General features: G+C 61.8%; 16 protein-coding genes. 9 read left to right on the top strand and 7 right to left on the bottom strand.

Features of this window, described 5'->3' with window-relative positions:
* Positions 1-38: 38 nt before the first annotated feature.
* The gene (locus HX817_RS07970; protein WP_177040078.1) at positions 39-989 is read right to left on the bottom strand and encodes a LysR family transcriptional regulator; all 951 of its coding nucleotides are present in this window, start codon (positions 987-989) and stop codon (positions 39-41) included.
* Positions 990-1,161: 172 nt separating this feature from the next.
* Here HX817_RS07970 and HX817_RS07965 point away from each other — a divergent pair, with 172 nt between their 5' ends.
* Positions 1,162-2,673 (top strand): nucleobase:cation symporter-2 family protein, encoded by a 1,512-nt coding sequence (locus HX817_RS07965; protein WP_003218845.1) that lies wholly within the window; start codon positions 1,162-1,164, stop codon positions 2,671-2,673.
* Positions 2,674-2,789: 116 nt separating this feature from the next.
* Here HX817_RS07965 and HX817_RS07960 read toward each other — a convergent pair whose 3' ends face one another.
* Together HX817_RS07960 and HX817_RS07955 are read right to left on the bottom strand one after the other, a co-directional pair.
* Positions 2,790-3,722 carry a proline iminopeptidase-family hydrolase gene (locus HX817_RS07960; protein WP_003218843.1) on the bottom strand — a complete coding sequence of 311 codons (933 nt, stop codon included), beginning with the start codon at positions 3,720-3,722 and terminating at the stop codon, positions 2,790-2,792.
* 94 nt (positions 3,723-3,816) lie between these two features.
* Positions 3,817-4,581, bottom strand: a complete 765-nt coding sequence (locus tag HX817_RS07955; RefSeq protein ID WP_008437673.1) for a LuxR family transcriptional regulator — start codon at positions 4,579-4,581, stop codon at positions 3,817-3,819.
* 182 nt (positions 4,582-4,763) lie between these two features.
* Between HX817_RS07955 and HX817_RS07950 the strand changes: the two genes are divergently transcribed.
* Genes HX817_RS07950 through HX817_RS07925 form a run of 6 tightly spaced genes read left to right on the top strand, consistent with a single transcriptional unit; the run spans position 4,764 to position 10,943 of the window.
* Positions 4,764-5,651: a proline iminopeptidase-family hydrolase gene (locus HX817_RS07950; RefSeq protein ID WP_008437674.1), complete on the top strand. Its 888-nt coding sequence runs from the start codon at positions 4,764-4,766 to the stop codon at positions 5,649-5,651.
* A gap of 3 nt (positions 5,652-5,654) precedes the next feature.
* Entirely contained in the window at positions 5,655-6,602 is a 948-nt protein-coding gene (locus tag HX817_RS07945; RefSeq protein WP_003218838.1) for an ABC transporter permease, read from the top strand.
* Positions 6,599-7,456, top strand: a complete 858-nt coding sequence (locus tag HX817_RS07940; RefSeq protein WP_003218837.1) for an ABC transporter permease — start codon at positions 6,599-6,601, stop codon at positions 7,454-7,456. Before HX817_RS07945 ends, HX817_RS07940 begins: the two co-directional genes overlap by 4 nt.
* Positions 7,453-8,409, top strand: a complete 957-nt coding sequence (locus tag HX817_RS07935; protein WP_177040077.1) for an ABC transporter ATP-binding protein — start codon at positions 7,453-7,455, stop codon at positions 8,407-8,409. Before HX817_RS07940 ends, HX817_RS07935 begins: the two co-directional genes overlap by 4 nt.
* Positions 8,406-9,377: an ABC transporter ATP-binding protein gene (locus HX817_RS07930; RefSeq protein WP_177019495.1), complete on the top strand. Its 972-nt coding sequence runs from the start codon at positions 8,406-8,408 to the stop codon at positions 9,375-9,377. Before HX817_RS07935 ends, HX817_RS07930 begins: the two co-directional genes overlap by 4 nt.
* 51 nt (positions 9,378-9,428) lie before the next feature.
* Positions 9,429-10,943 carry an ABC transporter substrate-binding protein gene (locus tag HX817_RS07925; RefSeq protein WP_177040076.1) on the top strand — a complete coding sequence of 505 codons (1,515 nt, stop codon included), beginning with the start codon at positions 9,429-9,431 and terminating at the stop codon, positions 10,941-10,943.
* A 140-nt stretch (positions 10,944-11,083) separates the two neighbouring features.
* On the opposite strand, the gene HX817_RS07920 is transcribed toward HX817_RS07925, so the two are convergent.
* From HX817_RS07920 to HX817_RS07905, 4 genes are all read right to left on the bottom strand, one after another.
* Positions 11,084-11,824: a YciK family oxidoreductase gene (locus tag HX817_RS07920; RefSeq protein ID WP_003218829.1), complete on the bottom strand. Its 741-nt coding sequence runs from the start codon at positions 11,822-11,824 to the stop codon at positions 11,084-11,086.
* A 189-nt stretch (positions 11,825-12,013) separates the two neighbouring features.
* Positions 12,014-12,685, bottom strand: a complete 672-nt coding sequence (gene mupP, locus HX817_RS07915) for an N-acetylmuramic acid 6-phosphate phosphatase MupP (protein WP_003218827.1) — start codon at positions 12,683-12,685, stop codon at positions 12,014-12,016.
* Between the two features lie 4 nt (positions 12,686-12,689).
* Positions 12,690-13,388 carry a bifunctional 2-polyprenyl-6-hydroxyphenol methylase/3-demethylubiquinol 3-O-methyltransferase UbiG gene (gene ubiG, locus HX817_RS07910; protein ID WP_003218825.1) on the bottom strand — a complete coding sequence of 233 codons (699 nt, stop codon included), beginning with the start codon at positions 13,386-13,388 and terminating at the stop codon, positions 12,690-12,692.
* Positions 13,389-13,451: 63 nt separating this feature from the next.
* Complete coding sequence (locus tag HX817_RS07905) at positions 13,452-14,783, bottom strand: TRZ/ATZ family hydrolase (RefSeq protein WP_003218823.1); 1,332 nt, start codon at positions 14,781-14,783, stop codon at positions 13,452-13,454.
* A 108-nt stretch (positions 14,784-14,891) separates the two neighbouring features.
* On the opposite strand from HX817_RS07905, the gene mtnA reads away from it, so the two are divergent.
* On the top strand, positions 14,892-15,968 hold the full coding sequence (gene mtnA / locus HX817_RS07900; RefSeq protein ID WP_177040075.1) for an S-methyl-5-thioribose-1-phosphate isomerase: 1,077 nt from the start codon (positions 14,892-14,894) through the stop codon (positions 15,966-15,968).
* A gap of 302 nt (positions 15,969-16,270) precedes the next feature.
* The gene (gyrA, locus tag HX817_RS07895; RefSeq protein ID WP_003218817.1) at positions 16,271-18,934 is read left to right on the top strand and encodes a DNA gyrase subunit A; all 2,664 of its coding nucleotides are present in this window, start codon (positions 16,271-16,273) and stop codon (positions 18,932-18,934) included.
* Positions 18,935-19,133 lie beyond the last annotated feature (199 nt).

The raw sequence follows: 19,133 nt of genomic DNA, 5'->3' as shown, positions 1-19,133 counted from the left end.
CCGATGCCGAAACGGCAGCACTGAAATTGGCCTGAGAGTCAGGAAATACGCGGCGCCCAGGGTGTTTCCTGATGTTCGCGCAAACTGATTTCTTCACTGAGCAGATGGGCCATGGCTTGCACCGCCATCGGCAAGTCCCGGTCTTTGCGGGCGTACAAGCCCAGGTCGCTGAAGATCCCGCCCTGGTCGCTGAGCGGAATGTGCAGCAGTTCGCCGCGGGCTAAATCTACCTCCACGCCAATGCGCGTCTGGAACGCGATGCCCAGTTGCTGGCGCGCCAGTTGCCGGGCCAGCTCCATCGAGTTGCTGTGCAGCAGTGGCTTGTTCGTCGCCGCCGAACGCTTGTGCAGCGGTGCGATCAGGTGGTGAACCGAGAGCTCGCTCTTGGCCTGGATCACCCCGTGTTCACAGCAGCGCGCGTAACTCACGCTGCTTTCACCGGCCAACGGATGCCCCGGTGCCATCAACGCCCCCAGGCGAAAATGGCCGACACACACCTGGATGGTTTCGCTGCTGCGCGGTAAAGCAAAGGCCAGCCCCAGGTCAGCCTGGCCGTTGACCACCGCACCGGGAATCGATTGCGAACCTTGTACCGTGACGCCAATGGTCACTTTCGGATAACGCTCACGCATGCGCTTGAGGGCGGCGGGCAGCAGCTCCACAGTGGCGCCTTCCACCGTGGCGATTTCCACGTGGCCGGTCTGCACACCGTTCAAGCCATCCAGTTCACCGCGCACGCGCTCCACGTCCTGCAACAGGAAACTCACGTGGCGGGTCAGGATTTCCCCGGCCGCCGTCAGGCGCAGGCCGCCGGGCAGGCGCTCGAACAGCGCCGCGCCCACCTCGTCTTCCAGCTTGAGGATCTGCCGGTTCACCGCCGAAGACGCCACGTTCAGGCGGCGCGCGGCTTCGCGGATCGAGTGGCAGCGGCGAACCATGTCGAAGTAGTAAATCGCCGGGGCGTGGATGCGCAGCTTGCGGTTGAGCATTTTTTTCAAGTCCTTGTGCGCAGCGCTTCGAGCCACGGGGCAGGGCGGCTGAATGGATTTTTGTAACGGCATTCAGGGTGTTCTTGTGAAAATGATTGTATACAACTCTATGGACATCCAATCTTTCTATTGCATACAGTGAGTGCACAACAAAAACAGAGAACCCCTCACCATGACTATCCCGAAGGCGTCACCGCAGCGGCCAGAAGATGAGAATCTCGGCGTCGCGGCCAACATGGCTTACGGCCTGCAGCATGTGCTCACCATGTACGGCGGCATCGTGGCTGTACCGTTGATCGTCGGCCAGGCGGCCGGGTTGTCGCCGGCCGATATTGGCCTGCTGATCGCTGCCTCGCTGTTTGCCGGAGGCCTGGCTACGCTGTTGCAAACCCTGGGCCTGCCGTTTTTCGGCTGCCAGTTGCCGCTGGTGCAGGGGGTGTCCTTTGCCGGGGTGGCGACTATGGTGGCGATTGTTGGCAGCGACGGTGCGGGTGGCATCCCGGCGATTCTCGGGGCGGTGATGGCCGCCTCCCTGATAGGCCTGCTGATCACCCCGGTGTTCTCGCGAATCACCAAATTCTTCCCGCCGTTGGTCACCGGGATTGTGATCACTACCATCGGCCTGACGTTGATGCCTGTCGCCGCGCGCTGGGCCATGGGCGGCAACAGCCGCGCCGCAGATTTCGGCAGCATGCCGAACATCGGCCTGGCGGCGCTGACCCTGGTGCTGGTATTGCTGCTGAGCAAGATCGGCAGCGCGACCATCTCGCGACTGTCGATCCTGCTGGCGATGGTGATCGGCACGGTCATCGCGGTGTTCCTCGGCATGGCTGACTTTTCCAGCGTGACCCAGGGCCCGATGTTCGGCTTTCCCACACCCTTCCATTTCGGCATGCCAACCTTCCATCTCGCGGCGATCATTTCCATGTGCATCGTGGTGATGGTGACGCTGGTGGAGACCTCGGCGGACATTCTTGCAGTGGGTGAAATCATCGACACCAAGGTCGACTCCAAGCGCCTCGGCAATGGCCTGCGTGCGGATATGCTGTCGAGCATGTTTGCGCCGATCTTCGGCTCGTTCACCCAGAGCGCGTTTGCACAAAACGTCGGACTGGTGGCGGTTACCGGGGTCAAGAGCCGTTATGTGGTCGCCACCGGCGGGATATTCCTGGTGATCCTCGGCCTGCTGCCGTTCATGGGGCGGGTGATTGCGGCAGTGCCGACTTCGGTGCTGGGCGGGGCCGGGATCGTGCTGTTCGGCACCGTGGCTGCCAGTGGTATTCGGACCTTGTCCAAGGTTGATTACCGCAACAACATGAACCTGATCATCGTCGCCACTTCCATCGGTTTTGGCATGATCCCGATTGCGGCCCCGAGTTTCTACGATCACTTCCCGAGCTGGTTCGCGACCATTTTCCATTCGGGGATCAGTTCGTCGGCGATCATGGCGATCCTGTTGAACTTGGCGTTCAACCACTTCACCACGGGCAACTCGGACCAGCAGTCGGTGTTTGTCGCCGGGACGGAACGCAGCTTGTGCTTCCAGGATGTGGCGGCGTTGCGGGACGGGGATTACTTCAGCGGCGGCAAGCTGTTTGATGCCGAGGGCAAGGAGATTCCGTTGCTGGAGGAAGTGCCGAAGAAAGCGGCGGTGCACGGCAGGGCGCAGACCAGCGAGGTGTAACAGCCACAAAGAGTCCAATGTGGGAGCGGGCTTGCTCGCGAAGGCGGTGTGTCAGTCGCTAAATATGCTGACTGATCCACCGCCTTCGCGAGCAAGCCCGCTCCCACATTTTGATCTCAGCCAGTCTTGAGCGTTCTGTGGGGCACCGAACAAGCCTCATCCAAAAACTGCACCACCGTCCCCATGCACGCCTGTCGCTCTTCAACATGCGGCATGTGGCTGGAGTCTTCGAACAGCGCCCAGCGCACATCGGCGATCTCATCCAGGAACGGCTTGACCACCAGCGGCGTGGCCTCGTCATGGCGACCGGAAATCACCAGGGTCGGCACATTGACCTTCGACAGCCGGCCGATCACGTTCCAGTCTTTCAAGCTGCCAATCACATGGAATTCCGTCGGGCCGCTCATGGCGTGATACACCGTCGGGTCCGAATCCACCTGGGCGAATGTGCGGGCGACTTCTTCCGGCCACGGATTGACCCGGCACACGTGCTGGTCATAGAAAATCCGCGAGGCGGCCAGGTATTCAGGGTCCTGGTAGGTGCCGGCCTGTTCATGCTTGAGCAAGGTCTCGTGCACGCCTTCAGGCAGTAGCTTGCGCAGGCGGTTGGCCTCGGCAACCCAGGTACGCATGCAGGTCGGCGAGTTGGCCGGAATAAATGCACGCAGGCCCTTGGGTTGCAGGATGGCGTGTTCGCTGCCGAGCATGCCGCCCCAGGATTGACCCAGGATCGCGTAGTTGTTGCTGATCTGCAGGTGGTCCAGCAGGTTGTCCAGTTCTTCGAGGAACAAGCCGACAGTCCAGAATGAAGGGTCTTTGTCAGGCAGGTGGGTGGAGCGGCCGTTGCCCAGTTGGTCGTAGTGAATGACCGCGTGGCCACTGGCGGCTACGTCCTTGTAGGCATCGACATAATCATGGGTACAACCCGGGCCACCATGGAGGATGACCAGCGGCGTGAGGCCGCTGTCCAGGTCGCCGGTTACCCGATACCAGGTCTGGTAGTCGCGAAAGGCCGCATAGCCTTCGCGGATTGTTTCGATGAATTCCATTTCGTGCCCTGCCCTGAGAAAAAGTGATCAGGTACACGATAGTCGGCACAGAAAGTTTAAGTAACTAGCAAAACAGCTAGGTTTTTCCTTCGGATCAGTCTTCCAGCAACCGGTAATGAGTGGCCCTTACCACCGCTTGCACCCGGTTCTTGGCCCCCAGTTTGTGCATGGCCGACGCCAGGTGCAGGGTAACCACTGCCAGGGAGCGGCTCAATTGCGTGGCGATTTCGGCGGCGGTCAGGCCGTCGGCGGCCCATTTCAGGCATTCGCGCTCACGCTTGGTCAGGCGGATATGCGGGTAGGAGCGCAGTTCCTTGCTGAAAAGCGGGTAGGCCGCTTCCTGCAAGGCGTGGGTAATCAGGCTGAATTCCGACAGCGTCTGGCGTGCGTCCTGCAACACGGCGCTGGCCTTGCCGGTGCGCAGGCCGGTCAGCGAGGCGAAGCCGCCACGGGGCAAATGGATCGGCACGCTGACGCCGCAGGTCATCTGGCGGTCGTGCAGGTAGCTGGAAACCGGGGCGTGGCAAGGGTCGATGATTTTTTGCAGCGCGGTATCGGCCTTGGCCTCGTAGGACCACACAAACGGTGAAACCGTCGACAGCGCGAGGTGTTGCACCGGATCGATCTGATAAAAACCGGAGCTGCACCACAGGTTGTACCAGTCGGGCGGGGTATTGCGCAGTTGCAGCACAGAAGGGGTGATCAGTGCACCATTATGGTCAATGGGCACGGGGGTGTAGTCGTAGACCAACGCATCAAAACCCAGGTCCTGGGCCAATACGAGGGTGTTGTCCATCTGTTCATCCAGGCTCCTGCCGGGGATGAGACGGTCATTAAACGCAGTTAGCCTGGCCAGCATCCGTTCTGCTCCCGATTTCATTTGAATCTCGTCTTGCTGCAAGTAGAATGCCACGCCCCGGCGAAGGACTGCCAGACCAAACCTATAAGAATTACCAGGTTATGGACACGCGGCATCCTCGGTAGTGTTGGCCTCTAAACGGCCACTCTCCACAGGGCCGACACACAACAAGGAATGTATGCATGTGGCGTGAAATTGCCCCCGACCAGCGGTACAACGTGCAGGTCGATGGCCACAACCTCGTGGCCTATAGCTTTGGCGAAGGCGATGAGGTGTTGCTGTGCCTCAATGGCGGCCCCGGGCTGCCTTGCGACTACTTGCGCGACGCCCATGGCTGGCTCAAGGACAACGGCCTGCGAGTGGTTGCATTCGACCAGCTTGGCACGGGCGCTTCAGCCAGACCGACCGATGTTTCGCTGTGGGAAATCAGCCGTTATGTCGAAGAAGTCGAAACCGTGCGCCAGGCCCTTGGCCTTGGCCGCGTGCACTTGCTGGGGCATTCCTGGGGCGGATGGCTGGGCATCGAGTACGCCATTCACTACCCCGATGCGCTGAAAAGCCTGATCCTGGAAAACACCGTCGGCGACATTCCGCACCTGTCCCTCGAGCTGGAACGCCTGCGCGGCGCCCTGGGCAGCGAAACCGTGGCGATGATGCAACGCCATGAAGCCATGGGCACCCTCGATCACCCGCAGTACCAGGCCGCCATCACCTTGCTCAACTACCGCCACGTCTGCCGCCTGGACGAATGGCCGGCGCCGGTCCAGCGTTCCCTCGGCGACTGGAACATGGGCCCCTACGAAACCATGCAGGGTCCCAACGAATTTCTCTACATCGGCAACCTCAAGGACTGGAACCGCATCCCCGAGATGGCCGAGTTCAAGATGCCGATACTGATCACCACCGGCCAGCACGACGAACTGACCCCGGCCTGCGCCATGCGCATGAAAAGCGCGGCCCGGCACGCCGAGCTGCACGTGTTCCCCAACAGCAGCCATATGCCGTTTTACGAAGAGCCCCAGGCATACTTCCCGGTGCTGCTGGACTTCCTCGCTCGTCATCGAGGCTGACGGATGAACCTGGCGCGTTACCGTTTTGTGCTGTCCCGGCCGCTGCAATTGCTGCCGGTGCTGTTTGGCATCAGCCTGATCACCTTTGTGCTGGTGCGCTCGATTCCCGGCGACCCGGCGCGGGCCCTGCTGGGTTCGCGCAGCACCCCGGACGCCTTGCTGAAGATCCGCGCCCAGTACGGCCTCGACCAGCCGCTGTGGCTGCAATATTTCTACTTCCTGAAAAACCTGCTCAAGGGCGACCTCGGCCAGTCACTGCTGTACAAGGTCGACGCGCTGAAACTGATCGTCACCCGCATCGAGCCGACCCTGTTCCTGGTGCTCGGCAGTGTGCTGCTGGCGCTGTTGATCGCCGTGCCGCTGGCCACCGTGGCCGCGCGTAATAAAGGTGGCTGGGCGGATAACCTGATCCGGCTGTTCACTACGGTGGGCCTGGGCATGCCGGCGTTCTGGCTGGGGTTGATGCTGATCCTGTTGCTCAGCGTGCAATGGGGCCTGTTCCCGGTCTCCGGGTATGGGCGCACCTGGCTGGACAAGGCGCACCACATGGTTCTGCCGTGCCTGACCATCGCCCTGGCGCTGTCGGCGGTGCTGGTGCGCAACCTGCGGGCGAGCATGTTGATGGAATTGCAGGCTGACCACGTTACCGCCGCCCGGGCGCGAGGTTTGTCGGAGGCGGCGGTGTTTCGTCGTCATGTGCTGCCCAATTCCCTGGTGCCGGCGGTGAACCTGCTGGCGGTGAACATTGGCTGGCTGATCAGCGGTACGGTGGTGATCGAAAGCCTGTTTGCGATTCCCGGCATCGGCCAATTGCTGGTGCGCGGCATCTTCACCCGCGACTACATGGTGGTGCAGGGCGTGGCGATGGTGCTGGCCTGTGCCACCGTGCTGGTCAACTTTGTTGCCGATGTGGTGACGGTCACGCTGGACCCGCGAGTGAAGATGCAATGAGCAGCCGCCCATTGATCGCCCCGTGGCGCCTGCGCCTGCGCTTCGGTTTTCGCAATGGCCGGCTGACGGCGGCCTGGGGCCTGTTGATTCTGCTGACATGGCTGGCGCTGGCCGTGTTCGCCCCCTGGATCGCACCCTTTGACCCGATTGCGCAAAACACCGACATCAGTTTGCTGGGTCCCAGCCAGGCCCATCCATTTGGCACGGACAACTACGGGCGAGACATCCTTTCGAGGGTGATCTGGGGCGCACGCATCGACCTGCAACTGGCGGTGGTCGGGGTAATCTTTCCGTTCCTGATCGGCACCTTCGTCGGTGCGGTGTCCGGCTACATCGGCGGGCGTTTCGACAGCTTCTGCATGCGGGTGATCGACGTGATCCTCGCGTTCCCGTTCCTGGTGCTGATGCTGGCGATCATGGCCATTCTCGGTCCGGGTTTGAAAAGCTTTTACATCGCCATGGCGCTGGTGGGCTGGGTGTCCTACGCGCGGCTGATCCGCTCGCAGATCCTGGTGCTCAAGGAAAGCGACTTCGCCCTGGCCGCCAAAAGCCTGGGCTTTGGCCATGGGCGCATTCTGTTCCGGCATTTGTTGCCCAACGCGATGTTCGGTTCGATTGTGTTCTCGATGTCTGACGCAGTGCTGGTGCTGCTCAACGGCGCAGCGGTCAGCTACCTCGGCCTGGGCGTACAACCGCCGACCGCCGAGTGGGGCACCATGGTTGCCGAAGGCCAGGCGTTTATCACCACTGCCTGGTGGATTTGTACCTTTCCGGGCCTGGCCATCGTGACCCTGGCCATGGGCTTCAGCCTGCTGGCCGATGGTGTGGCGCAAGTGCTGGGGGATCGCTCATGAGTCTTCTGCAGGTGCGCGACCTGAGCGTGATCGCCAACAACACCGGGCGCGATGTGACCTTGGTGGACCGAGTCTCCTTCGACCTGGCCGAAGGTGAAATCCTCGGCCTGGTGGGCGAAAGCGGTTCGGGCAAGACCATGGCCTGTCGCGGGCTGATGCGCTTGCTGCCGTCCCCGAGCCTGCGGGTGCAGGGCGGTTCGGTGCGCCTGGCGGGCCAGGACCTTCTGCAGCTGGATGACGCCGGCATGCGCGCGGTACGCGGTGGGCAACTTGGGATGATTTTCCAGAACCCCAGCAGCCACCTCGACCCGTTGATGCGCATCGGCGAGCAGATCGCCGAAGGCATCCGACTGCACCAGGGCGCGTCGAAAAAGGAGGCGCGCTTGCAGGCTATCGAAGTGCTGCGCCAGGTCGGCATTCCCGATCCCCAGGCGCGGATCGACAATTACCCCCACGAGTTTTCCGGCGGCATGCGCCAGCGGGCAATGATCGCGGTGGCCCTTGGCTGCAATCCCAAGGTGCTGATTGCCGACGAACCGACCACCGCCCTCGACGTGACCGTGCAAGCCCAGATTCTGCGGCTGTTGCTGGACCTGCGGGACCAGCGTGGCCTGTCGATCATCATGATCACTCACGACCTGGGCGTGGTGGCGCAAACCTGCGACTCCATCGCCGTGATGTACGCCGGGCGCCTGTGCGAACACGGCAGCAAATACGAGCTGCTGGCACACCCGCAACACCCTTACACCGCCGGCCTGATCGAGTGCCAGCCCGCCACCAGCAGCGGCCACGCGCTGTTGCGCACCATCGCCGGCCAACCGCCATTGCTCGACGCATTGCCCAAGGGCTGCCGGTTCAACCCGCGCTGCCCGCAAGTCGGCAGCTTGTGCACCGAGCTGCTGCCGGAAGGCGCGCGGGTGGCCTGTCACTATCCCCTGGGAGTTCGCCCATGACGTTGTTGCAGGTGAATGACCTTGAGGTGCGTTTCGCCGCCGCCGGCAGCGGCCTGTTCGGCCTGAATAAACAGTGGGTGAGGGCGGTCAACGGGGTGTCGTTGACCCTGGCCGCCGGTGAAACACTGGGTTTGGTGGGCGAGTCCGGCAGCGGCAAAAGCACATTGGGGAGGGCGATCCTGCACCTCAACCCCATCAGCGCCGGGCAGGTGGTGTTTGACGGCATCGACATGGCCCACGCCGGGCCGGTCGATATCGCCCGTTTGCGGCACGAGACGGCGATGATCTTCCAGGATCCCTACGCGGCCCTGAACCCGCGTCTTACCGTCGGCGAAACCATCGCCGAAGTCCTGCGGGTGCAGCGCAAGGTGGCGTCGGAAAACATCCCACGCCGGGTCGACGAATTACTCGATCTGGTAGGCCTGCGCCCCGAGCTTGCCAGCCGCAAGCCCGGCTCCCTGAGCGGCGGCCAGTGCCAGCGCGTCGGCATTGCCCGGGCGCTGGCGGTGGAGCCGCGGCTGATCATCGCCGACGAATGCGTGGCTGCCCTGGATGTGTCGATCCAGGGCCAGATCATCAACCTGCTGCTGGAACTGCAACAGCGCATGAACCTGGCGATCCTGTTTATCGCCCACGACCTGGCCATCGTCCGCCGCCTGTGTGATCGGGTGGCGGTGATGTACCTGGGGAAAATCGTTGAGGAAGGCCCGGTGGAGGCGGTGTTCACCACGCCGCGCCATCCCTACACAGCAGCGTTGATCCAGGCGATCCCGGAGATTGATCCTTACCGCCCGCTGCCCAGCGAACCGTTGCCGGGCGAGCCGCCGAGCCCGCTGAAGCTGCCTAATGGTTGCGCCTTTCACCCGCGTTGCCGACATGCACGCGCCGTGTGTGCCGAGGTATTGCCGCCGACTCACGTTGTGCAAACGCATCGGTACAGTTGCGTGCTTGAAGAACCTTTGCTTTGAACCCTTCCTGCCGATCATGAACAACCGCCGTTATAGACAAGGAGTTATGACATGCAATCCCGTCACTTGAAGTTGCTCGCCGCCGCCACACTCACCGCCTGGTCGCTGACCGCCGGTATTGCCCACGCCGCAGGTGTGCTGACCATCGGTTGCCGCGAAGACAGCACCACGTTTGACCCGATCAAAAGCGCGCAGAACCGCGATACCTGGGTGTTCGCCAACGTCTACGACACCCTGGTACGCGTGGACAACCTGGGCACCAAGATGGAACCGGGGCTGGCCGAAAGCTGGGACATTTCCAAGGACGGCCTGACGTACACTTTCAAGCTGCGTGCCGCGAAGTTCTCGGATGGCTCGCCGATCACCGCCGAAGACGCTGCCTTCAGCCTGTTGCGCATCCGCGACAACAAGGCCTCGCTGTGGAGCGACCCGTTCAGCCTGATCAACACCGCCAAGGCCAGCGACCCGCAAACCCTGGTAGTGACCTTGAAAACCCCGGCGGTGGCCTTCCTCTCGCAACTCGCTTCGCCGACGGTGTCGATCCTGTCGGAAAAGGCCATGACCCAGATGGGCGAAGACGCCTACTCGGAAAACCCGGTGACCTCTGGCGCGTTTACCGTGGGCGAGTGGCGCAAGGGCGATCGGGTGATCCTGAAAAAGAACCCGAACTTCTGGCAGGCCAGCAACGTCAGCCTGGATGGTGTGGAATGGGTCTCCGTCACCGACGACAACACTCGCATGCGCATGGTGCAGAACAACGAGCTGGACACGGCGATCTTCGTCCCGTTTTCCCGGGTTGAAGAGCTGAAAAAAGACAAGAACGTGGTGGTGCACTCCGACCCGTCTACCCGTGAAGATCACCTGTTGATCAACCACGCCCACGGCCTGCTGGCCAAGCCGGAAGTGCGCCAGGCGCTGGACATGGCCATCGATAAACAATCGCTGGTGAAAACCGCCACCTTCGGCCAGGGCACCGTGGCCTATTCCTACATCCCAAAAGGCTCGCTGTACCACTACGCCAACAACCTACAACGCCCGTATGACCCGACCGAAGCCAAGAAGCTGCTGGCGGCTGCCGGCGCCCAGGATTTGAAGCTCAACTATGTGGTCAACGCCGGCAACGAAGCCGACGAGCAGATTGCGGTGATGATCAAGGATCAACTGGCCAAGGTCGGTGTGACGGCCAACCTGCAAAAGGTCGACCCGACCCAAAGCTGGCAGATGCTGGTGGACGGCGATTACGATATTTCGGTGATGTACTGGACCAACGACATCCTCGACCCGGACCAGAAGACCACCTTCGTGCTGGGCCACGACACCAACCAGAACTACATGACCCGCTACAAGAACGACAAGGTCAAGGACCTGGTGGCCGCGGCGCGGATCGAGGCGGACCCGGTCAAGCGTGAGCAGATGTACGTCGACCTGCAGAAAATGGCGAAACAGGATGTGAACTGGATCGACTTGTACTACAGCCCGTACATCAACATCTCACGCAAGAACGTGAGCAACTTCCTACAAAACCCGTTGGGGCGCTTCACGCTTGAGGAAGTGGTGAAGAACTAAGTTCTAGAGATCACCGCAATACAAATGTGGGAGCGGGCTTGCTCGCGAAGGCGGTGGATCAGTCGATATCTCTGTTGACTGACACTCCGCCTTCGCGAGCAAGCCCGCTCCCACATTAGGTTGTACTGTGTTCCAGATGGTTATTGCGCGTCAAACGCCTGCCCATTGATGCCGGTACTGTCCGGCCCCATCAGGTACAGGTACACCGGCATGATTTCCTCCGGTGTCGGGTTATCGGTCGGGTTCTCCCCTGGATACGCCTGGGCCCGCATGCTGGTGCGGGTGGCGCCCGGGTTGATGCTGTTGGCGCGCACTGGTGCGACGTTGTCCAGCTCGTCCGCCAGGGTTTGCATCAGCCCTTCGGTGGCAAACTTCGACACCCCGTAAGCCCCCCAATAAGCCCGGCCCTTGCGGCCCACGCTGCTTGAGGTGAACACCACCGACGCATCCTGGGACAGCTTGAGCAGCGGCAACAGCGTGCTGGTCAGCATGAACATCGCGTTGACGTTCACATGCATCACCCGCATGAAGTTCTCGCCGGACAACTGCTCGATCGGTGTGCGCGGGCCGATGATCGAGGCGTTGTGCAGCAAACCGTCGAGGTGGCCGAACTCCTTTTCGATCATCGCTGCCAGCTCATCGTATTGATGGGGCAGGGCGGTCTCCAGGTTGAACGGGATCACCACCGGCTGCGGTTGGCCGGCGGCTTCGATTTCGTCGTAGACCTGGGCCAGGTTGGCTTCGGTCTTGCCCAGCAGCAGCACGGTGGCGCCGTGGGCAGCATAGGTTTTGGCCGCCGCTGCGCCAATCCCGCGACCGGCGCCGGTGACCAGGATGACCCGGCCCTTGAGCAGTTCTGGACGTGCGGAGTAATCAAACATAAACAACCTCGACAAAGTTCACAGAAAATCCATGTGATTGATTGCGGCTAAGGCTGGCCAAGGCTTCTGTGGCGAGGGAGCTTGCTCCCGTTGGGTTGCGAAGCAGCCCCAGCTTTTCGCGACTGCTGCGCAGTCGAACGGGAGCAAGCTCCCTCGCCACAAAATTGCAGCAACCTCAGGCAGTCCCGATCAGCAGCTGCACAGCGCGCTGTCCAGCACTTTGCGCAATTCCAGCGGGTGATCCACCACCACATCGGCACCCCAGTTGCGCGGGTTGTCGTCCGGGTGGATATAGCCGTAGGTGACCGCCGCGGTGCGAGTGCCGGCGTCGCGGCCCGACTCGATGTCCCGCAGGTCATCCCCCACGAACAGCACGCTGGCCGGGTCCAGGTCGAGCATCTTGCACGCCAGGATCAACGGTTCCGGGTCCGGCTTGCTGTTCTTCACGTGGTCCGGGCAGATCAGCAGCGCGGAGCGCTCGGCCAGGCCCAGCTGCTGCATGATCGGTTCGGCAAAGCGCAGTGGCTTGTTGGTGACCACGCCCCAGATCAGCCTGGATTTCTCGATATCCACCAGCAGCTCTTCCATGCCCTCGAACAGCTTGCTGTGGATCGCGCAGCCCTTGAGGTAACGCTCGAGGAATTCCTGGCGCAGCTCTTCAAAGCCCGGGGACTCGGGGTCCATGGAAAAGGTCACGGCGACCATCGCCCGGGCGCCGCCGGAGATTTCATCGCGGATGTGCTGGTCGTTGATCGGTGCCAGGCCGCGGTCAGCGCGCATGGCCTGGCAGATGGCGATAAAGTCTGGCGCGGTGTCCAGCAGGGTACCGTCCATGTCGAAAAGAACCGCTCGCAACTTCACAGGCTTACTCCTCGCGCAGGGTCTGGATCATGTAGTTGACGTCAACGTCGCTGGCCAGCTTGTAGTGCTTGGTCAGCGGGTTGTAGGTCAAGCCGATGATGTCCTTGACGGTCAGCCCAGCCTGACGGCTCCAGGCGCCCAGCTCGGAAGGGCGGATGAATTTCTTGAAGTCATGGGTGCCGCGGGGCAGCAGCTTCATGATGTATTCGGCACCGATGATCGCGAACAGGTACGCCTTCGGATTGCGGTTGATGGTGGAGAAGAATACCTGGCCACCGGGCTTGACCATGCGGAAGCAGGCGCGGATCACCGAGGACGGGTCCGGCACGTGCTCGAGCATTTCCAGGCAAGTGACCACGTCGAACTGCCCGGGCATCTCTTCGGCCAGCTCTTCGGCGGTGATCTGCCGGTATTCGACGTTCACGCCGGACTCCAGTTGGTGCAACTGGGCCACGGCCAATGGCGCTTCGCCCATGTCGATACCCATCACGGTGGCGCCGCGCTGAGCCATGGATTCACTGAGGATCCCGCCGCCGCAACCCACATCCAGTACCTTCTTGCCGGCCAGGTTGACGCGCTCGTCAATCCAGTTCACCCGCAGCGGGTTGATGTCGTGCAGGGGTTTGAACTCGCTTTCGCGGTCCCACCAGCGATGGGCGAGGGCTTCGAATTTGGCGATTTCAGCGTGGTCGACGTTGCTCATGGGGAATCCTCTAAATCTGATAAAACGTTTTGCCGGCCCTGGCATGCGTTGCCAGGGCGGGTGTTATTCGCTGTGTCCGCTGATGCGCTGGCCCCAGGCGATGGCCGTGGCGCACAACTGTTGTTCATCCAGGCGGGTCAGTTGCCGGTCGTCGAGCAATTGCTTGCCGCCGACCCAAAGGTGTTTCACACAATCGCGTCCGGTGGCATATATAAGCTGTGAGACCGGATCGTAGATCGGTTGTTGCGCCAGGCCCGACAGGTCGAAGGCCACGATGTCAGCGGCCTTGCCGACTTCCAGCGAGCCGATTTGACTTTCCAGGCCCATGGCCCGGGCGCCGTTGAGGGTGGCCATGCGCAGGGCGCGGTGGGCATCCAGGGCGGTGGCCGAGCCGGCGACGGCCTTGGCCAGCAGCGCGGCGGTGCGGGTCTCGCCCAGCAGGTCGAGGTCATTGTTGCTGGCCGCGCCGTCGGTGCCTACTGCCACATTGACGCCGGCTTGCCACAGGCGTTCCACCGGGCAGAAGCCGCTGGCCAGTTTCAGGTTGGATTCCGGGCAATGGATCACGCTGGTGTTACTTTCTACCAGCAAAGTCAGGTCGTCATCGCTGATTTGGGTCATGTGAACGGCCTGGAAGCGCGGCCCCAGCAAACCCAGGCGGCCAAGCCGTGCCAGCGGGCGTTCACCACGCTGTTCAACGGACTGCTGCACTTCGAAGGCGGTTTCATGCACGTGCATGTGGATCGAGGCGTCCAGTTCCTCGGCGATCACCCGGATTTTTTCCAGGTTTTCATCGCAGACGGTGTACGGCGCGTGCGGGCCGAAGGTGATTTTGATCCGTGGGTGATGCTTGAGGTCGCCGAACAGCTCGACGCCCTGGCGAATCGCCTCGTCGGCGTCAGCAGCGCCGGGAATCGGGAAATCCAGGATCGGGATGGCGATTTGCGCACGCATGCCGCTGTTGTGCACGCGTTCGCTGGCGACTTTCGGGAAGAAGTACATGTCCGAGAAACACGTGATGCCGCCCTTGATCTGCTCGGCGATGGCCAGGTCAGTGCCGTCGCGGACGAAGGCTTCGTCGACCCACTTGGCCTCGGCGGGCCAGATGTGGTTTTCCAGCCAGGTCATCAGCGGCAGGTCGTCGGCCAGGCCGCGAAACAGCGTCATGGCCGCGTGGCCGTGGGCGTTGATCAGGCCGGGGCTGAGCAGCATGCCCGGCAGTTCACGCACTTCGCTCGCTGCGAGCTTCAAGGCCGCGGCGCGTGGGCCGATAAACGCAATGCACCCGTCACGAATGCCCAGGGCGTGCTCCTTGAGCACTACGCCGGCAGGCTCGACAGGTACCAGCCAGGTGGGCAGCAGCAATAAGTCGAGCGGGGCGGCAGTCGGTGTCATCGAGGGCAGTTTCCCAGGCATCTATAAAGAACGGCGAAGTATACCCGAGCGTCCTGGCTGGCGGATCGCTATAATCGGCGGCTTTTGTTCATGAGTGCGGGGTGAGGGATGCGCGATCGACTGTTGGCTGCGGAGAAAGTGAAGGCCATCGACTGGCGTGATGGCGCACTGTACCTGCTCGATCAGCGTATTTTGCCGTCTGTAGAAACCTGGGTCGCCTGCACCAGTGCTGCCGAGGTGGCCGAGGCCATTCGCACAATGGTGGTGCGCGGTGCGCCGGCCATTGGCATCAGTGCGGCGTATGGCCTGGTGCTGGCCGCTCGTGCCCACATCGCCGAGGGCGATGACTGGCAGGCCGCCTGGGAAGAGGACTACGCGCTGCTGGCGGATACCCGCCCGACCGCGTCGAATCTTTTCTGGGCCATGAAGCGCATGCGCGATTGCCTCGATCGCCTCAAGAAACACGCCGATCCGTTGAAGGTGCTGGAGGCCGAGGCGGTGGCGATTCACCAAAGTGATCGTGAAGCCAACCTGACCATGGCGCAGCTGGGTGTAGAGCTGATCCGCAAGCACCAGGGCAATGTCCAGGCGATCCTGACCCATGGCAATGCGGGTGCGCTGGCCACGGGCGGCGTGGGTACGGCACTCGGCGTGATTCGCGGGGCGTTTCTGGAAGGCATGGTGGAGCGGGTCTACGCCAACGAAACCCGGCCCTGGCTGCAAGGTTCGCGGCTGACGGCCTGGGAATTGGCCAATGAAGGCATTCCGGTCACCGTGAATGCCGATTCGGCTGGCGCGCATATTCTCAAGACCAAGGGCGTGACCTGGGTGATCGTCGGTGCCGACTGCATTGCGGCCAACGGTGACGTGGTCAGCAAGATCGGTACCTATCAGTTGGCGGTGTGCGCCATGCATCACGGCGTGCGTTTCATGGTGGTAGCGCCCAGCTCCACCATCGACCTGATGGCGACCAGCGGTGATGACGTGCCGCTTGAAGAGCGCGACGCCCGTGAACTGCTGGAAGTCGGCGGCACCCGCGTAGCCGCTGATGTAGACGCCTTCAACCCGGTGTTTGACGTGACGCCGGCGGACCTGATTGATGTGATCGTCACTGAAAAAGGCATCGTCGAACGCCCCGACACGGCGAAGTTGGCGCAACTGATGTGTCGTAAACGCCTGCATTGACGCAATTTGCCCGCAAAAATCCCCTTGGATCCAGCTCTAAGGCCCTCTCGTCGCCGTCAAGCCTGTCATCCGTCAACTTACTATGCTCCATGCGCATCAGGGGGATAGGTGCGTGGCGGCGATTGTGATAACATCCGGCGGTTTCCAGGGTCACCCCAAGGGGTAACCTTTAATGCGCAGATCCGTGTCATAACTCGTTGATTTGTCGTAAGTCGTTGCCAGGCATCATGCCGGCAGCGGCGAGCTTCGTTCGTCCCATAGGATGTGACGAGGTTTCACCCGAAAAAGGAATCAGGCTTCTCATGGGCGAACTGGCCAAAGAAATCCTCCCGGTCAATATCGAAGACGAGCTGAAACAGTCCTACCTCGACTACGCGATGAGCGTAATTGTCGGTCGGGCACTGCCTGATGCGCGCGATGGCTTGAAGCCCGTGCACAGGCGTGTGCTGTTCGCGATGAGCGAGCTGGGTAACGACTGGAACAAGCCGTACAAGAAATCTGCCCGTGTTGTCGGTGACGTGATCGGTAAGTATCACCCTCACGGCGACACTGCGGTGTACGACACCATCGTTCGGATGGCCCAGCCGTTTTCCCTGCGCTACCTGCTGGTAGACGGCCAGGGCAACTTCGGTTCGGTCGACGGCGACAACGCTGCGGCCATGCGATACACCGAAGTGCGCATGACCAAGCTGGCGCACGAGCTGCTGGCTGACCTGCACAAGGAAACCGTGGACTGGGTGCCGAACTACGACGGCACCGAAATGATCCCGGCGGTCATGCCGACCCGTATTCCCAACCTGTTGGTCAACGGCTCCAGCGGTATCGCCGTGGGCATGGCCACCAACATCCCGCCACACAACCTCGGTGAAGTCATCGACGGTTGCCTGGCCCTCATCGACAACCCCGAGCTGACCGTCGATGAGCTGATGCAGTACATCCCGGGTCCGGACTTCCCGACCGCCGCGATCATCAACGGTCGCGCCGGCATCATCGAAGCCTACCGTACCGGTCGCGGCCGCATTTACATGCGTGCCCGCTCGATCATCGAAGACATCGACAAGGTCGGTGGCCGCCAGCAGATCGTCATCACCGAACTCCCTTACCAGTTGAACAAGGCGCGTCTGATCGAGAAGATCGCCGAGCTGGTTAAAGAGAAGAAGCTGGAAGGCATCACCGAGCTGCGCGACGAGTCTGACAAGGACGGTATGCGCGTGGTGATCGAACTGCGTCGTGGCGAAGTGCCTGAGGTGATCCTCAACAACCTCTACGCCCAGACCCAGCTGCAAAGCGTATTCGGTATCAACGTGGTAGCGCTGATCGACGGCCGCCCGCGCATCCTGAACCTCAAGGATCTGCTGGAAGCCTTCGTGCGTCACCGCCGCGAAGTGGTAACCCGCCGTACCGTATTCGAACTGCGCAAGGCCCGTGAGCGCGGCCACATCCTGGAAGGCCAGGCTGTTGCGCTGTCGAACATCGACCCGGTCATTGCCCTGATCAAGGCTTCGCCGACCCCGTCGGAAGCAAAGGAAGCGCTGATCAAGATGCCGTGGGAATCCAGCGCTGTAGTGGCGATGGTGGAACGTGCCGGTGCCGATTCGTGCCGTCCGGAGACCCTGGACCCACAATACGGCCTGCGCGACGGCAAGTATTTCCTGTCCCCGGAACAGGCCCAGGCCATTCTGGAACTGCGTCTGCACCGTCTGACCGGCCTGGAACACGAGAAACTGCTGGCCGAGTACCAGGAGATCCTCAACCAGATCGGCGAGCTGATCCGCATCCTCAACAGCGCGGTGCGCCTGATGGAAGTGATCCGCGAAGAACTGGAAGTGATCCGCGCCGAATACGGCGATGTGCGCCGCACCGAGATTCTCGACGCCCGTCTCGACCTGACCCTGGGTGACATGATCCCGGAAGAAGATCGCGTCGTGACCATTTCCCACGGTGGCTATGCCAAGACCCAGCCTCTGGCTGCGTACCAGGCCCAGCGTCGTGGCGGTAAAGGCAAATCGGCTACCGGCGTCAAGGATGAGGACTACATCGCTCACCTGCTGGTTGCCAACAGCCACACCACGCTGCTGCTGTTCTCCAGCAAGGGCAAGGTGTACTGGCTGAAAACCTACGAAATCCCGGAGGCGTCCCGCGCTGCCCGTGGTCGTCCGTTGGTCAACCTGCTGCCGCTGGACAGTGATGAATACATCACCACCATGCTGCCGGTAGACGAGTACACCGAAGGTCACTTCATCTTCATGGCCACTGCGAAAGGCACCGTGAAGAAGACCCCGCTGGAATCCTTCAGCCGTCAACGCAGCGTGGGCCTGATCGCCCTCGAACTGGACGAAGGCGACGTATTGATCAGCGCGGCCATCACCGACGGCGAGCGTGAAGTCATGCTGTTCTCCGACGGCGGCAAGGTCACGCGCTTCAAGGAGTCCGACGTTCGTGCCATGGGCCGTACCGCCCGCGGTGTGCGCGGCATGCGTCTGCCGGAAGGGCAGAAGCTGATTTCGATGCTGATCCCGGAAGAAGGCAGCGAGATCCTCACTGCATCGGCCCGCGGCTACGGCAAGCGTACGGCCATCAGCGAGTTCCCCGAGTACAAGCGTGGCGGCCAGGGCGTTATCGCCATGGTCAGCAACGATCGCAACGGCCGCCTGGTCGGCGCGGTCCAGGTGCTGGATGGTGAGGAAATCATGCTGATTTCCGACCAGGGCACCCTGGTACGTACCCGGGTTGATGAAGTGTCGAGCCTGGGGCGTAACACCCAGGGCGTGACCTTGATCAAGCTGGCCAGCGACGAAACGTTGGTAGGCCTGGAGCGTGTCCAGGAGCCATCGGAAGTCGAAGGCGAGGAGCTGGAAGGTGAAGAGGGGATTGCACTCGAGGGGCAAGTGATCGGCGATGCCGATGACGGCGTCGACGAGCCAACACTCGACGCTGCCGCAGACGAAGAAGAACCGCAGGAATAAGCGGACACACAGGGGGCGGATGAAGATTCGCCCCCTTGTTGTTTGTCCCGTTTGAAATACGACGCCGCGCCGCTCTTGTAGGAGCCGGCTTGCCGGCGATGGCACCAACTCGATTCAAGTGAAGCACCGAGTCGTTTGCATCGCTGGCAAGCCAGCTCCTACAGGGTTCCGCGTTGCGGGATGTTGATTGCAGTCCCAC

The sequence above is a fragment of the Pseudomonas sp. C6002 genome (genome assembly GCF_013385805.1).
In the GTDB taxonomy this organism is placed as follows: domain Bacteria; phylum Pseudomonadota; class Gammaproteobacteria; order Pseudomonadales; family Pseudomonadaceae; genus Aquipseudomonas.
The sequence above is the reverse complement of the archived record's forward strand: the minus strand, read 5'-3'. Positions and strand labels throughout refer to the sequence as shown.

Excerpts from the sequence above, each read along its gene's own strand:
- HX817_RS07925 (WP_177040076.1), top strand. The coding sequence starts at position 9,429 with ATGCAATCCCGTCACTTGAAGTTGCTCGCCGCCGCCACACTCACCGCC.
- HX817_RS07950 (WP_008437674.1), top strand. The coding sequence starts at position 4,764 with ATGTGGCGTGAAATTGCCCCCGACCAGCGGTACAACGTGCAGGTCGAT.
- HX817_RS07960 (WP_003218843.1), bottom strand. The coding sequence starts at position 3,722 with ATGGAATTCATCGAAACAATCCGCGAAGGCTATGCGGCCTTTCGCGAC.
- ubiG (WP_003218825.1), bottom strand. The coding sequence starts at position 13,388 with ATGAGCAACGTCGACCACGCTGAAATCGCCAAATTCGAAGCCCTCGCC.
- gyrA (WP_003218817.1), top strand. The coding sequence starts at position 16,271 with ATGGGCGAACTGGCCAAAGAAATCCTCCCGGTCAATATCGAAGACGAG.
- HX817_RS07935 (WP_177040077.1), top strand. The coding sequence starts at position 7,453 with ATGAGTCTTCTGCAGGTGCGCGACCTGAGCGTGATCGCCAACAACACC.
- HX817_RS07930 (WP_177019495.1), top strand. The coding sequence starts at position 8,406 with ATGACGTTGTTGCAGGTGAATGACCTTGAGGTGCGTTTCGCCGCCGCC.
- HX817_RS07940 (WP_003218837.1), top strand. The coding sequence starts at position 6,599 with ATGAGCAGCCGCCCATTGATCGCCCCGTGGCGCCTGCGCCTGCGCTTC.
- HX817_RS07945 (WP_003218838.1), top strand. The coding sequence starts at position 5,655 with ATGAACCTGGCGCGTTACCGTTTTGTGCTGTCCCGGCCGCTGCAATTG.
- HX817_RS07905 (WP_003218823.1), bottom strand. The coding sequence starts at position 14,783 with ATGACACCGACTGCCGCCCCGCTCGACTTATTGCTGCTGCCCACCTGG.
- HX817_RS07955 (WP_008437673.1), bottom strand. The coding sequence starts at position 4,581 with ATGCTGGCCAGGCTAACTGCGTTTAATGACCGTCTCATCCCCGGCAGG.
- HX817_RS07965 (WP_003218845.1), top strand. The coding sequence starts at position 1,162 with ATGACTATCCCGAAGGCGTCACCGCAGCGGCCAGAAGATGAGAATCTC.
- HX817_RS07970 (WP_177040078.1), bottom strand. The coding sequence starts at position 989 with ATGCTCAACCGCAAGCTGCGCATCCACGCCCCGGCGATTTACTACTTC.
- HX817_RS07920 (WP_003218829.1), bottom strand. The coding sequence starts at position 11,824 with ATGTTTGATTACTCCGCACGTCCAGAACTGCTCAAGGGCCGGGTCATC.
- mtnA (WP_177040075.1), top strand. The coding sequence starts at position 14,892 with ATGCGCGATCGACTGTTGGCTGCGGAGAAAGTGAAGGCCATCGACTGG.